This window comes from Streptomyces brasiliensis (genome assembly GCF_014647875.1).
Classification (GTDB): Bacteria; Actinomycetota; Actinomycetes; order Streptomycetales; family Streptomycetaceae; genus Streptomyces; species Streptomyces brasiliensis.
Window position 1 is genome coordinate 24,089 of sequence record NZ_BMQA01000006.1, and the last position, 13,444, is coordinate 37,532.

The following is a 13,444-nucleotide window of genomic DNA, read 5'->3' on the forward strand; positions in this document are numbered from 1 at the left end:
CTTCCTCTCCCGGTCAGCGCTCGTCACTTCCGCCCTCCCTGCGTCACCGTCTCGGCCAGTCCCGGTATGGCGCGGAGCTTCGCGATCCCCTTGGCCGCGTTGCTCTTGACCGTGCCGACCGAGCAGCCCATCGCCTCGGCCGCCTGCGTCTCCGTCAGGTCCTCCCAGTACCGCAGGACCACCGCCTCCCGCTGCCGCGCAGGCAGTTGGGCCAGCGCCGTCAGCAGGGCGCGGCGGTCGTCGGCCTGGGCGATGCTGTCGCCCGTGTCGGGCACCTCGTGCACCAGGCCCGAGTCGTCCTTCGGAGCCAGGAACTCCTTGAGCCTTCTGCGGTGTTTGCGCGCGTGCGCGTTGATCATCACGCGCCGTACGTATGCCTCCGGGTCATCGGCCGAGCCGACCCTGCGCCAGGCCACATAGACCTGTTCGAGCGTCGACTGGACGAGGTCCTCGGCGGCGTGCTGCTCCCCCGTGAGGAGAAATGCCGTACGCATCAGCCGTGGCCAGCGGCCGACGACGAAGCTCTGGAACTCCTCGTCCCGAGCCGTGTTCCGATCCCCCATGGGCACCTCCTAGATGTAAAGAGGAGTCCACGAACACCCCGGACCGTTGCCTCACCTCACGGACATCATTTCGGCGTCCCCGCCGCCACCCTCCTCGGCAGCCACACCACCATCACCGCCGCCCCGCCCAGCAGCACCGCCGTACTCGTCCGGAACGCCAGCGCGTATCCGTCCGTCAGCGCCCCCGCCCCGCCGTCGCCGCCCGTGCGGGCCGCCGCAATCGTCGACATGACCGCGAGTCCCAGCGAACCGCCCATCGTGCGCGACGTGTTGATCAGCCCGGAGACCAGTCCGGCCTCCCCCGGCGCCGCCCCGGACGTGGCCAGCGCGGCGAGCGGGGTCGCGGCCAGGCCCGCGCCCAGCATCATCAGGATGCCCGGGAACATGATCGCCGTCAGATACTCCCCGTGCGCGCTCATCGTCGACTGCCAGGCGAACCCGGTGGCGGCCACCAGCGTGCCGGACGTCGCCACGGTCCGCGCCCCGGCGACCCGCATGAACCGCGGCGCCAGTTTCGAGCCCGCGACCACGGCCAGCGAGCTGGGCACGAGGGCCAGTCCGGCGTCCAGCGGTGAGTAGCCCAGCACGTTCTGGGCGTAGAGCGTCATGAAGTACCACATACAGAACATCGCCGAACCGCTCAGCAGCATCGCCGCGTTCGCGGACGCGACCGCGCGCAGCCGCAGCAGTCCGAGCGGCATCAGCGGGACCGCCGTACGCGCTTCGACGACGAGGAACAGTCCGAGGAGCGCGAGCCCGGCGGCCAGCGGCACCAGCGTGGCCGCCGCCGTCCACCCCTCCGCCTCGGTCTGCCCGATCCCGTAGGCGAGGGTCGCGAGCCCGGCCGTCACCAGCAGCGCGCCCGGCAGGTCGAGGCGCCGCCCGTCCCCCGTGCGGCTCTCCACCAGCCGGACCAGCGATCCGGCCAGCACCACGGCACCCACGGGCACGTTGATGAGCAGCACCCAGCGCCACGACAGCACGTCCACCAGCACCCCGCCGACGAGCCCGCCCGCCGCGCCGCCACCCGCGCCCACGGCGGTCCAGGTGGCTATGGCCCGCGCCCGTGCCGCGCCTTCCGGCACGGCGGCGGTCAGCAGCGTGAGCGTCGACGGCGCGAGCACCGCCGCCCCGAGTCCCTGCACGGCCCGGGCGAGCAGCAACTGCCAGCCGTCCTGGGCCAGCCCGCCGCCCAGCGAGGCCAGCGTGAACAGGCCGAGGCCGACGAGGAACATGCGCTTGCGCCCGTAGAGGTCGCCGGCCCGCCCGCCGAGCAGCATGAACCCCGCGAAGGCGATGGCGTACGCGTTCACCACCCACTGGAGTCCCGAGGCGCTCAGCCCCAGGTCGGCCCGCATGGACGGCAGCGCCACGTTGACGACGGACACGTCCAGCACGACCAGGAACTGTCCGGCGCAGGCGAGTGCCACCACCAGCCAGGTGGGGGGCGCGATGCGCCGGGACAGCGGAGTGGTGTCGGCGGCTTCCAGCATGGGTGTCATGCTCTCAACCCGGTTACGGCCCTTGCATCGGGATTTCGCCCCACCTGCACCTCGGTCGTAGGACCTAGACCGCCACCCCGGCCCACGCCACCTTCCACCAACGCGCCGGACCGAGCACCGTCGACAGGTCGAACAGGTTTCATCGACGTCCTGCACCTGACGGAAAATCAGAAACCCATGGGTCGGTCAAGAATTCCTTAGAGGCCCGAAGCAACGGAATAGTTGCCTGTGCATACGAGGTTCCTCCACCACTTATGTCACGCGGGAGGCCTTACTCAATGACGCACACGACCGACCAGCCCGCCCGGAGCGCGAACGGGGCCGTCGTCCCCGTGCTCGCCTTCGCGGGCATCGTGGTCGCGGTGATGCAGACACTGCTCGTCCCGGTCATCAAGGACCTGCCGCAACTGCTGGACACCGCGCCGAGCAACGCCACATGGGTCCTGACCTCCACCCTGCTCTCGGGCGCGGTGGCCACCCCGATCATGGGCCGCCTCGGCGACCTGTACGGCAAGCGCCGGATGCTGATCCTCAGCCTCGCGGTGATGGTGGTCGGCGCCCTGATCAGCGCGCTCACCAGCCAGCTGCTCACAATGATCGCCGGCCGTGCGCTCCAGGGATTCGCGATGGGCGCGATCCCGCTCGGCATCGGCCTGATGCGCGACATGCTGCCGCGCGAGCGGCTCGGCTCCGCGATGGCCCTGATGAGTTCCTCGATCGGCGTCGGCGGCGGGCTCGCGCTGCCGGCCGCGGCCCTGGTCGCGCAACACGCCGACTGGCACGCCCTGTTCTACGGCGCCGCCGGTCTCGGCGTCCTCTCCATCGCCCTCACCCTCCTCGTCGTACCGGAGTCCCCGGCGCGCGCCGAGGGCACCTTCGACCTGCTGGGCGCGCTCGGCCTGTCCGCGGGCCTGGTCCTCTTCCTCCTGCCGATCACCAAGGGCAGCGACTGGGGCTGGACCTCGGGCACCACGCTCGGTCTGTTCGGTGCCGCGGCCGTCGTCCTCCTCCTGTGGGGCGTCCTGGAACTGCGCCTGAAGGCGCCGCTGGTCGACCTGCGCACCACGGCCCGCCCGGCCGTCCTCTTCACCAACCTCTCGTCGATCATGGTCGGCGTCTCCTTCTACGTCGTCTCACTCGTCCTGCCCCAGCTCCTCCAGCTGCCGAAGGCGACCGGCTACGGCCTCGGCCAGTCGATGGTCGCTGCGGGTCTGCTCGTGGCGCCGCTCGGCCTGACGATGATGTTCACCGCGCCCGTCTACGCCCGTCTCTCGGCGAAGTACGGCCCCAAGGTCACCCTCATCCTCGGCATGCTGATCATCGGGATCGGCTACGGTGCCGGCCTCGGCCTGATGAGCGCCCCGTGGCAGAGCCTCGTCATCGCGGTGATCCTCGGTGCGGGCATCGGCCTCGCCTACTCCTCGCTGCCCGCGCTGATCGTCGGCGCGGTCCCGGCGTCCGAGACGGGCGCGGCCAACGGCCTGAACACGCTGATGCGGTCCATCGGCACGTCGGTGTCGAGTGCCGTGATCGGCATGGTGCTGGCCAACACCGCGCACACCGTGGGCGGGGTGGCGATCCCGACGATGCGCGGCTTCCACGTCTCCTTCCTGATCGCGACCGGCGCGGTGGCGCTGGGCCTGCTCCTGGCCCTTTTCCTGCCGAAGCAGAGCCGCGCGGCCCAGCACACCCAGCTGCGGGCCAGCAGCGAGGAGGACGCGGGGCTCGCGCACGCCGAGGAGGCGCTGCGCGGCTTCCGCGGCCGGGTCCTGGACGCGGCCGGCACCCCGGTCGCCCGCGCCAAGGTCACCCTGATCGACCGCCGGGGCCGCCAGGCGGGCGCCACGCTCTCCCGCGAGGACGGCAGTTACGCCCTCCCGGTCCCGTCCGAGGGCGCCTACGTCCTGGCGGCAAGGGCCACGGGCCACGGCCCGCACGCCTCCTCGGCAACCCACACGGGCACCGCGGGGACGATCGACCTGGACCTTTCCCTGCCGGGCGAGACGGTCAACGCGTAACAGCCGGCTGAGATCCACACCACCCGCACCCCCTGTCGCCCCGGCGGCGGGGGGTGCGACAGCATGGGGCGCCGAGAACGTCGTACGACCGAGAGGAACCCCATGCCCGCGGCACCCAAGCCCGACATCCTGGCCGCGTTCGAGGCCGCGAAGGGGTTCATGCCCGTGGACGAGGGGCTCGCGTTGTACGGCGCCGGTGTGGAGGCGGGCGAGCTGGGGCTGCCGTTGCTGGAGGTCGGGACGTACTGCGGGCGGTCCACCCTTCTGCTCGCGGACGCCGCCCGGCAGGCCGGGGTCACCGCGCTCACCGTGGACCACCACCGGGGCAGTGAGGAGCAGCAGCCGGGGTGGGACTACCACGACCCGGAGACCGTCGACCCTGAGGTGGGTCTGATGGACACCCTGCCCGCCTTCCGCCGGACCCTGCACAAGGCCGGGCTCGAGGAGCACGTGGTGGCCCTGGTGGGGCGCTCCCCGCAGGTGGCGAAGATCTGGAACTCGCCGCTCGGGCTCGTCTTCGTGGACGGCGGTCACACCGACGAGCACGCCACGGCCGACTACGAGGGCTGGGCGCCGCATGTGGCCGAGGGCGGTCTGCTCGTCATCCATGACGTGTTCCCCGAGCCGGAGGACGAGTTCACCGGGCAGGCTCCGTACCGCGTGTACCTGCGCGCCTTGGAGTCGGGTGCCTTCACCGAGACCTCCGTCACCGGGTCGCTGCGCGTGCTGCGGCGGACGGGGGCGGGCATCTGACAGACGCCTCGGTGTGGGACTGTGATCTCGCCCTCACATCGGACGGAGTGCGTCTGCGGGCCTTTTGATCGGTTTGCTCCTGATCGTCGACGGCGGCGGGGCGCAAGATGCTCGGGCAAGTGGGCGCCTTACGGCCCGCCGGCGGTCCACCCGCCCGGCGCACGGCGCCGGTGGGCGAACAGACCGGCCGCTAGGGTGGCAGGCGTGTCGTACGTAGGCCCGGACTTCGATCCCCCGCAACCGCGCCGGCCCCGCCGCGCCCCCCTGACCGTGGCGCTCGCCGCACTGGTGCCGGGGGCGCTGCTCGGCTGGCTCGTGTACGAGGCGGTGGGCGCGACCGGGGGCGGCGGGTCGGGGGACTCGGCCAAGCCAGGGGGCGCCCTGACGTCGGCGACCGACACCTCACGCACCCCGAGTGCGTCCTCCTCCCCCGCCGACGACGGCAAGAAGCCCGGCACCGCGCGCACCGGTTCCGCACCAGCCGGCACCGGCCCCCTCGCCGGCAAGGTCGTGGTGATCGATCCTGGGCACAACTCCGGCAACTACCGCCACACCGCCGAGATCAACCGGAAGGTGGACATCGGCAACAGCCGCAAGGAGTGCGACACGACGGGGACGTCCACCAACGACGGTTATTCGGAGGCCCGGTTCACGCTGGACGTCTCGCACCGGCTGCGCACGCTCCTCGAGCAGGAGGGCGCCACGGTGAAGCTGACGCGCGACGGGGACGAGCCGCCGTGGGGTCCGTGCGTGGACGAGCGGGCCCGTATCGGCAACACCTCGCGCGCGGACGCGGCGATCTCCATCCACGCGGACGGCTCTGCCGTCGGCAACCGCGGCTTCCACGTCATCCTGCCGGGCTCCGTGCACGCCGGTGCCGCGGACACCCGCCCGATCGTCGGCCCCTCGCGCGACCTCGGCGAGCGCATCGCGGGCGGCTTCGTGCGCGTCACGGGCAGCGCGCCCTCCAACTACATCGGCGGCGGTACGGGCCTGGACACCCGGACCGACCTGGGCGGTCTCAATCTGTCCACGGTCCCGAAGGTGTTCATCGAGTGCGGCAACATGCGCGACGGCAAGGACGCGGCGCTGCTGAAGAGCGGCGCGTGGCGGCAGAAGGCGGCGCAGGGGATCTCTGAGGGAATCGTGAGTTTCCTGCGCGGGTAGGCACCGGCCTGCCGATCCCGGCGGACACCGTGATCGTACGGACGATAATGTCGTCCCTACGATGAGGGGCCACCCCCGCGCTTCACACCGGGGCCCGAGGGCGACAGGGTGACAGCGACGCCTCTACGACCACGAGACGACCTACGAAGGACACCTGAAGTGAATATCCGCTCCCTCAGTCGAGGCGACGGCGTGGTGATCGGAGCAGCGGTGTTGCTGTTCATCGCGTCGTTCCTCGACAACTACTCGTACGACGGGGCACCGGACAGCCTCGACCTCCCGAGCCTCTGGAAGAGCGGACCGGTCCTGCTCAGCGTCGTGCTGGCCGGGATCATCGGGGCCGCGCTCGTCGTCGCGGCCCGCGCGCTGCCGCAGCCCCGCAAGGTCGCCGGTCTCGACCTCGGCCCGTTCGGCGTCGCGTTCACGGTGTTCGCCGCATGGAGCGCGCTCGGCAACGTCATCGACCCGGCGGGCGCCGCCGACAACCTCCCTGGCCAGGGCGGCGGCAACGGCCCCAGCGCCGGGATCGGCCTCGTCCTGGCCCTGGTGGCCACCCTCGTCATGGCCGCGGCGGCCGTCGCCACCCCGCTCGTCCCCGCCCTCCAGGCCGGTCTGATCCCGGCGCCCAAGCCCGCCGCCCCGCAACCCTACGGCGCGCAGCCGCAGGCCGGTTACGGCTACCCGGGCGCCCAGCAGCCGTCGTACGGCGCTCAGCCGCAGCAGCCGTACGGGCAGCAGCCCCAGCCGGCCGCCCCGGCCCCGGACTTCTCGCCGTTCTGGTTCGCCGTGCCGGTGCCGCGTCCGCTGTTCTCGGAGGACGGCTCGCCGACGCCGATCGCCGAACTGGCGCCGGGCACCTGGTACCTCGCCGTAGAACAGCGCGGCCAGCAGTTGATCGCGCAGACCCAGGACGGCCGCCGCGGCGTGCTGCAGGACACGTCCGGGATCCAGCGCGGCTGAGCCCGCGGGCGTCGCGCATGGCCCCTCGCCCTTCCGGGCGGGGGGCCGTTGCCGTACAGTCGCCTCCTCCGATATCTGATGTACCGTCAGGAGATGGGCATGCGGCTCGGACCGGCACTCGGCTACTGGGGGCGCGGCCCCTCCGCGGACCATGTGCCGCCGGCACGGGAGGCGGAGCGGCTCGGCTACGACTCGGTGTGGACGGCCGAGTCTGGGGCTCGGACGCCTTCACGCCGCTGACCTGGATCGCCGCGCGGACGTCAACGATCAAACTGGGTACGGCGGTTGCGCAGATGGCTACCCGCTCCCCCACCACGACGGCGATGCACGCGCTCACCCTGGACCATCTCTCGGGCGGGCGCGTGATGCTGGGACTCGGGCTGTCCGGGCCGCAGGTGGTGGAGGGCTGGTACGGGCGGCCGTTCCCGGCGTCGCCGCTGGCCTCGACCCGGGAGTACGTCGAGGTCGTACGGCAGGTGCTGCGCCGCGAGGCACCGGTGGCCTCGGACGGCCGCTTCCACCCCCTCCCCTACCGGGGTCCGGACGGCACCGGCCTCGGCAAGCCGCTCAAGCCGATTACCCGGGAGCACGAGCAGGACCCGGCGCGGTAGACGGCGCCGGGTTCCTGGGCTGATGGTGAGCCGGGGCTCCTCGGTGGTAACGAATCTGGCGTCGGACACCTGCGCTCCTGCCTCTCCGGGGGCAGAATCATCAGGAACCACACCCAACAGTCACCGTCGGAAGAACCAACACCGGGCGAAGTCGGGACGAACGACAGGACGGCCGTGCCGATTTGACGCAATGTCACCTATCGCTGAGACCCCGTGAGTTGAGAGGTGGACGGCACCTTGTTCTTCACGTCGACGCCCGCGCTCTTTCCCGCATCCTTGACGTTGTTGATGATGTCGTCGAAGGAACCGGCCACCGAGTCGGTGCTGTCGCCCTTGCGCAGCTTCTTCGGCAGGTCCTTGAGCGCGTCGATGCCGGACGTGAGCGGTGCGACGGCCTTGGACAGCAGGGGGTCGCCCTGGGCGTTGCGCAGGGCCGCCTTCAGCCGGTTGTACGTGAAGGCCCCGGCGAGTCCCGCCTTGACGAGGGCGCGCCTGCGTCCGTGGGCTCCCTTCTTGAACTTCCCGGCCTTCCACGGCTTCACGATCCACTGGTAGGTCGCTCCGGCCGCGAGGCCCGCGTTCAGTACGAAGCGGGTCTTGGCGAGTTTCTGTTTCTCCGCGGACGTACTGGGACTGGGCGTGGGTGCGGCCACGACGGCCGCGGAGTCCCGGCCGGTGGTCTCGCCGCTCGCACAAGCGGTGGTACCACCGGCGAGCAGGGCACAGCACAGCGTGAGCGCCACGACGAGGCGCCCTATCGGTACGGACACGAGGTCCTCCGGGGTTCTCTCCGCGAGCAGTTGTCCCCCCAGCCACCGTCACGCAACTCGGCCGGTTACGCCACTTGGGGGAAACCGGAACCGGATTCACCTTTCCTGTTTCACCGGGGCGTCAGCGGCAAGCCGAAGGACATGTCCCCTCGATATCGCAACGGAACGAACCAAGCCGGCACGGTCGTCGCGATCGTGGCCGACGTCATGGCCTTCGTGCTGGGCCTGTGGATCGCGATGTACCTGCTGGACGCGAACCGTGCAAACGATCTCGTCCAGTTCGTGCACGACGTTGCCGCATGGCTCGCGGGCTGGTCACACGATCTGTTCACGTTCGACGACGCATGGGCCCGGGTGGTCGCCGGATACGGCCTCGCCGCCGTCGTCTACCTCTTCGTCGGCCACGCCGTCGCCAACCGGCTGCACCGGCACTGAGCCGCGCCGCGGGCCGATCATGTCGCTGCGGTTCGGCAGCGCCCCGAAGGGCGCGGGACCGTATCGACATGCGGCTCCGCCGTCCGAGCGCGACCAGCCACGATGCCGGCGCGGACGGACGACGGAATATCGCGGCACTTCCAGCGAAGCGCTCAGGCGCAGCAGTCGGGGTCCAGGCCGGTGGGAAGGTACTCGCCGCCGAAGACCGCGCACGTGGCCTCGTGGCCGCCCAGGGCCGCCACCGCCAGGAGGAGTGAGCCCGCCGTCCAGGTGGTGAGTTCGCGGGGCCAGACGGTGCCGTCGTCGAAGACGTAGCCCGTCCAGTACAGGCCGGACTCCGTGTCGCGCAGGTGCTGGATGGACTGGAGGATCTCCAGCGCGCGGTCGGACTCGCCCATCACCCACAGGGTCAGGGCGAGTTCGGAGGACTCGCCGCCGGTGACCCAGGGGTTGGGCACGACGCAGCGCACACCGAGGCCGGGGACCACGAAGCGGTCCCAGGACTCCTCCATACGGGACTTGGCCTCCGGACCGGTGAGCGCGCCGCCCAGGATCGGGTAGTACCAGTCCATCGAGTAGCGGTCCTTGTCGAGGAACCGCTCCGGATGCCGGCGGATCGCGTGCCTCAGCGCGCCGAGCGCCAACTCCCAGTCCGGCTGCGGCTCTTCTCGCTGCTCGGCGATGGCGAGCGCGCACCGCAGGGCGTGATGGATCGACGAACTGCCGGTCAGCAGCGCGTCGTCGGTGGGCGTGCCGTCGTCCTCGCGCCGCCAGCCGATCTGCCCGCCGGGCCGCTGGAGCCGCAGGACCCATTCGACGGCCGCGTACACGCACGGCCACATGCGGTCCAGGAACGTGTCGTCGCCGGTCGAGAGGTAGTGGTGCCAGACGCCCACCGCTATGTAGGCGACGAAGTTCGACTCGCGGGCGCGGTCGGTGACGTCGTCGTGCGCCCCGTCCGCGTACGCCGCGTACCAGGAGCCGTCCTCGTTCTGGTGCGTGGCGAGCCAGCCGTACGCCCGCTCGGCCGCCGCGTGCTCCCCCGCCGCGTCCAGGGCCATCGCGGCCTCGGTGTGGTCCCACGGGTCCAGATGGTGTCCGCGGAACCACGGAATGCCACCGTCCTCCCGCTGCACGGCGAGGATGCCGCGGACGGTCGCGGCAGCCTGCTCGGCGGTGAGGACCCCGGGCAGGACGAGGTGTTCTGTCCGGGGAGTGGTCACTTGGAGTCCACCCGGGGAAGGTGGGGCTTGGTCGCGTACGCCACGAAGCTCTTGCCGATGAGCGGGTTCAGCGCCTGCTCGGCGACCCGGGTGGCCAGCGGCTTCTTCATGATGTCCCAGACCAGCAGCTTGTGGTACGCCTGCACGGGCAGCGCCTTGTCGTTGTCGACGCCGAAGGCGCACTTCAGCCACCAGTACGGCGAGTGCAGGGCGTGGGCGTGGTGCGTGCCGTACGGCCGCAGGCCCGCCTCTCTGATCTTCGCCAGCAGTTCGTCGGCCTTGTAGATACGGATGTGCCCGCCCTCGACCTCGTGGTAGGCGTCGGACAGCGCCCAGCAGACCTTCTCGGGGCCGTAGCGCGGCACGGTGACGGCGATCCGCCCGCCCGGCTTCAGGACGCGCACCATCTCCGCGAGGACGCCCTTGTCGTCGGGGATGTGCTCCATCACCTCGGAGATGATCACGACGTCGAAGGACTCGTCGGGGAAGGGCAGCGCGAGGGCGTCGCCCTCCATGGCGGTGGCCGTCGCCCCGGCGGGCGCCTCCCCGGCCTCCTTCATCGCCGCGAACCACTTGGCGACCTCGCGGATCTCCTCGCCGTTGCGGTCGAGGGCCACGACCTGCGCGCCGCGCCGGTAGCACTCGAAGGCATGCCGCCCGGCCCCGCAGCCGAGGTCCAGGACGCGGTCGCCCGGGGCGAGCGGGAACCGGGAGAAGTCGACGGTCAGCACGTGGCCCTGCTTTCGGGGTCGGATGCGGCGAATTGCTCGGTGGCGAGGGTGGCGGGAGCGTGCGGGGCCACGGCGCGGCCCGGGGGCGTGCTCGCGGAGCGGTCCATGGCGTCGCGGTAGTGGGACACCGTGCCCTCCGCCGCCCGGGCCCACGTGAAGCGCTCCAGCACCCGCGCACGGCCGGCCCGGCCGAGGCGCACTCTCAGCTCCGGGTCGCCCAGCAGCCGTACCAGAGCGGCGGCCAGCGCTCCCGCGTCACCCGGCGCCACGGCGAGGCATGTCTCCCCGTCCCGCCCCGCCACCTCGGGAATCGCCCCGCCCGTCGTGGCGACGAGCGGCGTGGCCGTCGCCATCGCCTCCGCCGCCGGCAGGGAGAAGCCCTCGTACAGCGACGGCACGCAGGCGACCTCGGCCGAGCGGACCAGGCCGACCAGTTCCGCGTCGGAGATGCCCTTGACGAAGTCGACGGCGCCCTCGAGGCCGTAGTGCTCGACCGCCTGCGCCACCGGCCCCTCCGAGGGCCGGTTGCCCACGACGACGAGGTGCGCGTCGGGGCGCTCCGTACGCACCTTCGCCAGCGCCTCGACGAGGAAGACCAGGCCCTTGAGCGGCACGTCGGCACTGGACGTGGTGACGATCCGGCCCGGTACGACGGGCACGGACGGATCCGGCGAGAAGAGGTCGGTGTCGGCGCCGATGTGGACGACGTGGACGCGGTCCCGGGAGACGCCGAGGTGGTCCACGATCTCCTGCCGCGAGGTGCCGGAGACCGTCAGCACGGACGGCAGGCGCCGGGCGACGCGCTTCTGCATGCGCGTGAACGCGTACCAGCGGCGCACCGAGTAGCGGCGCTGCCAGCCTTGGGCCGCGTCCAGCTCCAACTGCCGGTCCACGGTGATGGGGTGATGGATCGTCGTGACCAGCGGCGCACCGACGTCGCCCAACAGGCCGTATCCCAGCGTCTGGTTGTCGTGCACGACGTCGAACTCACCACGCCGCGCGCGCAGATGACGGCGTGCCCGAAGGGAGAAGGTGAGCGGCTCCGGGAAGCCGCCGGTCCACATGGTCGCCACTTCGAGCGCGTCGATCCAGTCCCGGTACTCGCCCCGTCCGGGCGTACGGAAGGGGTCGGGCTGGCGGTAGAGGTCGAGGCTGGGCAGTTCGGTCAGGCTCAGCCGGTCGCGGTGGTCCGCGCCCTCGTCGAGGACCGGGTAGGGCTGGGAGCCGATGACCTCGACCCGGTGGCCGAGGCGGGCCAGCTCGCGCGAGAGGTGCCGTACGTAGACACCCTGTCCGCCGCAGAACGGGTTCCCTTTATAGGTGAGAAGCGCGATGTTGAGCGGTCGCTCGCCGTCGGCTGCGGAGTCCTGCCGGGCACCCGCACCCCTGGCCTCAGCGGTCACTCTGGACCCCCTTCTCCCTGCGCTTTCCCGCGAGACTACTTCGGGACGCTAATCTAGAACAAGTTTCAGACTTGATCGTTCAAGAGGCTCTGAATCTACCGGCAGGTAGGGGTGCTGTGAGCAGTGGATCAGGTGATTCGCGCCACGGCGCGGACCCCTGTCATGCTGTGTGATCACCTGCCCTCACCGACTGTCACGGAACGGTGCCCATGCCTGCGGAAGCCAAGGTGGAAGCCACTGCCGCCCACGCCAGACAGCCGGCCTCGCCGCCCCTCACCGAGCGGCAGGAGGCCCGCCGTCGGCGGATCCTGCACGCGAGCGCGCAGCTGGCGAGCCGGGGCGGTTTCGACGCTGTACAGATGCGGGAGGTCGCCGAGTCCTCACAGGTCGCCCTCGGCACGCTCTACCGCTACTTCCCGTCCAAGGTGCACCTCCTGGTCGCCACGATGCAGGACCAGCTGGAGCATCTGCACGGCACGCTCGGCAAGAAGCCGCCGACGGGTGACACGGCGGCGGAGCGGGTCACGGAGAGCCTGATGCGGGCGTTCCGCGCGCTGCAGCGCGAGCCGCACCTGGCCGACGCGATGGTCCGCGCCCTGACCTTCGCCGACCGCAGCGTCTCGCCCGAGGTGGACCAGGTCTCCCGTCAGACGACGGCGATCATCCTGGACGCGACGGGTCTGGAGAACCCCACGCCGGAGCAGCTCTCGGCGGTCCGCGTCATCGAGCACACCTGGCACTCGGCGCTCATCACCTGGCTCTCGGGCCGCGCGTCCATCGCCCAGGTCAAGATCGACATCGAGACGGTGTGCCGGTTGATCGACCTGACGACACCGGGGGAGCCCGGCGGGCACAAGTAGGACCCACGAGACGGGTTCCCTTCGCCGGCATTGTCCGGATCAGGTATTGGGGGTCGCCTTCCGGCCCAACTGCTGCCTTCCGGCCTCTCAGCCCGACCGTCGACGTCGGCCTCGGCGGATGCCGCAGCGTCACGCCCAAGTCGGCTACTCCGGTCGAACTCCCTCACTCGCCTCGTAGGTCATTTCCAGCATAGACCGGACAGATGGATACGGAACCCCCCGAAGTGCATTTTTTCTTCGGCTTCGAGGGGAGGCCGCAGTCCCGAGATATCGCGGACCGTCGCGAAAAGCGGCAGGTCCGACACACCCTCGGCTCGGCGGCGAGCCCTTCGCCGGCCTTGCGTCAGGGTGATCGTCCGGTGTCGCACGGCACCGGCACATGGCAGGGGCTGACGTTTTTGCCGTGTTTCGTCGGTGACATCGCGGCTGCTCCGACGACGCGTCGTCG

General features: G+C 71.1%; 12 protein-coding genes and 1 pseudogene. 7 read left to right on the forward strand and 6 right to left on the reverse strand.

Features of this window, described 5'->3' with window-relative positions; all coding sequences use genetic code 11:
- Nucleotides 1–23: 23 nt before the first annotated feature.
- A complete protein-coding gene (locus tag IEZ19_RS11230) occupies nt 24–563 on the reverse strand; it encodes a SigE family RNA polymerase sigma factor (protein WP_189310988.1) in 540 nt (179 codons plus the stop codon).
- Nucleotides 564–628: 65 nt separating this feature from the next.
- Complete coding sequence (locus IEZ19_RS11235; protein ID WP_373296951.1) at nt 629–2,065, reverse strand: MFS transporter; 1,437 nt, start codon at nt 2,063–2,065, stop codon at nt 629–631.
- Between the two features lie 278 nt (nt 2,066–2,343).
- Here IEZ19_RS11235 and IEZ19_RS11240 point away from each other — a divergent pair, with 278 nt between their 5' ends.
- From IEZ19_RS11240 to IEZ19_RS11260, 5 genes and pseudogenes are all read left to right on the forward strand, one after another.
- Nucleotides 2,344–4,083: an MFS transporter gene (locus tag IEZ19_RS11240; protein ID WP_189310990.1), complete on the forward strand. Its 1,740-nt coding sequence runs from the start codon at nt 2,344–2,346 to the stop codon at nt 4,081–4,083.
- Between the two features lie 102 nt (nt 4,084–4,185).
- Nucleotides 4,186–4,836, forward strand: a complete 651-nt coding sequence (locus IEZ19_RS11245; RefSeq protein WP_189310991.1) for a class I SAM-dependent methyltransferase — start codon at nt 4,186–4,188, stop codon at nt 4,834–4,836.
- A 204-nt stretch (nt 4,837–5,040) separates the two neighbouring features.
- Entirely contained in the window at nt 5,041–6,003 is a 963-nt protein-coding gene (locus IEZ19_RS11250) for an N-acetylmuramoyl-L-alanine amidase (RefSeq protein WP_189310992.1), read from the forward strand.
- Nucleotides 6,004–6,162: 159 nt separating this feature from the next.
- Nucleotides 6,163–6,963, forward strand: a complete 801-nt coding sequence (locus IEZ19_RS11255; protein ID WP_189310993.1) for a DUF5336 domain-containing protein — start codon at nt 6,163–6,165, stop codon at nt 6,961–6,963.
- Nucleotides 6,964–7,062: 99 nt separating this feature from the next.
- Nucleotides 7,063–7,562, forward strand: a pseudogene (locus IEZ19_RS11260) (LLM class flavin-dependent oxidoreductase); the annotation flags it as partial.
- 209 nt (nt 7,563–7,771) lie between these two features.
- On the opposite strand, the gene IEZ19_RS11265 reads toward IEZ19_RS11260, so the two are convergent.
- A complete protein-coding gene (locus tag IEZ19_RS11265; protein WP_189310994.1) occupies nt 7,772–8,344 on the reverse strand; it encodes a hypothetical protein in 573 nt (190 codons plus the stop codon).
- A 141-nt stretch (nt 8,345–8,485) separates the two neighbouring features.
- Between IEZ19_RS11265 and IEZ19_RS11270 the strand changes: the two genes are divergently transcribed.
- On the forward strand, nt 8,486–8,779 hold the full coding sequence (locus tag IEZ19_RS11270) for a hypothetical protein (protein WP_189310995.1): 294 nt from the start codon (nt 8,486–8,488) through the stop codon (nt 8,777–8,779).
- A gap of 152 nt (nt 8,780–8,931) precedes the next feature.
- Here IEZ19_RS11270 and IEZ19_RS11275 read toward each other — a convergent pair whose 3' ends face one another.
- Genes IEZ19_RS11275 through IEZ19_RS11285 form a run of 3 tightly spaced genes read right to left on the reverse strand, consistent with a single transcriptional unit; the run spans nt 8,932 to nt 12,136 of the window.
- Nucleotides 8,932–10,002, reverse strand: a complete 1,071-nt coding sequence (locus tag IEZ19_RS11275) for a prenyltransferase/squalene oxidase repeat-containing protein (protein WP_189310996.1) — start codon at nt 10,000–10,002, stop codon at nt 8,932–8,934.
- Entirely contained in the window at nt 9,999–10,733 is a 735-nt protein-coding gene (locus IEZ19_RS11280; protein ID WP_189310997.1) for a class I SAM-dependent methyltransferase, read from the reverse strand. The genes IEZ19_RS11275 and IEZ19_RS11280 overlap by 4 nt, the downstream gene beginning before the upstream one ends.
- Complete coding sequence (locus tag IEZ19_RS11285; RefSeq protein WP_189310998.1) at nt 10,727–12,136, reverse strand: glycosyltransferase family 4 protein; 1,410 nt, start codon at nt 12,134–12,136, stop codon at nt 10,727–10,729. Before IEZ19_RS11285 ends, IEZ19_RS11280 begins: the two co-directional genes overlap by 7 nt.
- A gap of 209 nt (nt 12,137–12,345) precedes the next feature.
- On the opposite strand from IEZ19_RS11285, the gene IEZ19_RS11290 reads away from it, so the two are divergent.
- Nucleotides 12,346–12,996 (forward strand): TetR family transcriptional regulator, encoded by a 651-nt coding sequence (locus tag IEZ19_RS11290; RefSeq protein WP_189310999.1) that lies wholly within the window; start codon nt 12,346–12,348, stop codon nt 12,994–12,996.
- Nucleotides 12,997–13,444 lie beyond the last annotated feature (448 nt).

Coding starts and splice junctions, on each gene's coding strand:
- IEZ19_RS11240 (WP_189310990.1), top strand. CDS start 2,344: ATGACGCACACGACCGACCAGCCCGCCCGGAGCGCGAACGGGGCCGTC.
- IEZ19_RS11270 (WP_189310995.1), top strand. CDS start 8,486: ATGTCCCCTCGATATCGCAACGGAACGAACCAAGCCGGCACGGTCGTC.
- IEZ19_RS11230 (WP_189310988.1), bottom strand. CDS start 563: ATGGGGGATCGGAACACGGCTCGGGACGAGGAGTTCCAGAGCTTCGTC.
- IEZ19_RS11235 (WP_373296951.1), bottom strand. CDS start 2,065: ATGACACCCATGCTGGAAGCCGCCGACACCACTCCGCTGTCCCGGCGC.
- IEZ19_RS11290 (WP_189310999.1), top strand. CDS start 12,346: ATGCCTGCGGAAGCCAAGGTGGAAGCCACTGCCGCCCACGCCAGACAG.
- IEZ19_RS11245 (WP_189310991.1), top strand. CDS start 4,186: ATGCCCGCGGCACCCAAGCCCGACATCCTGGCCGCGTTCGAGGCCGCG.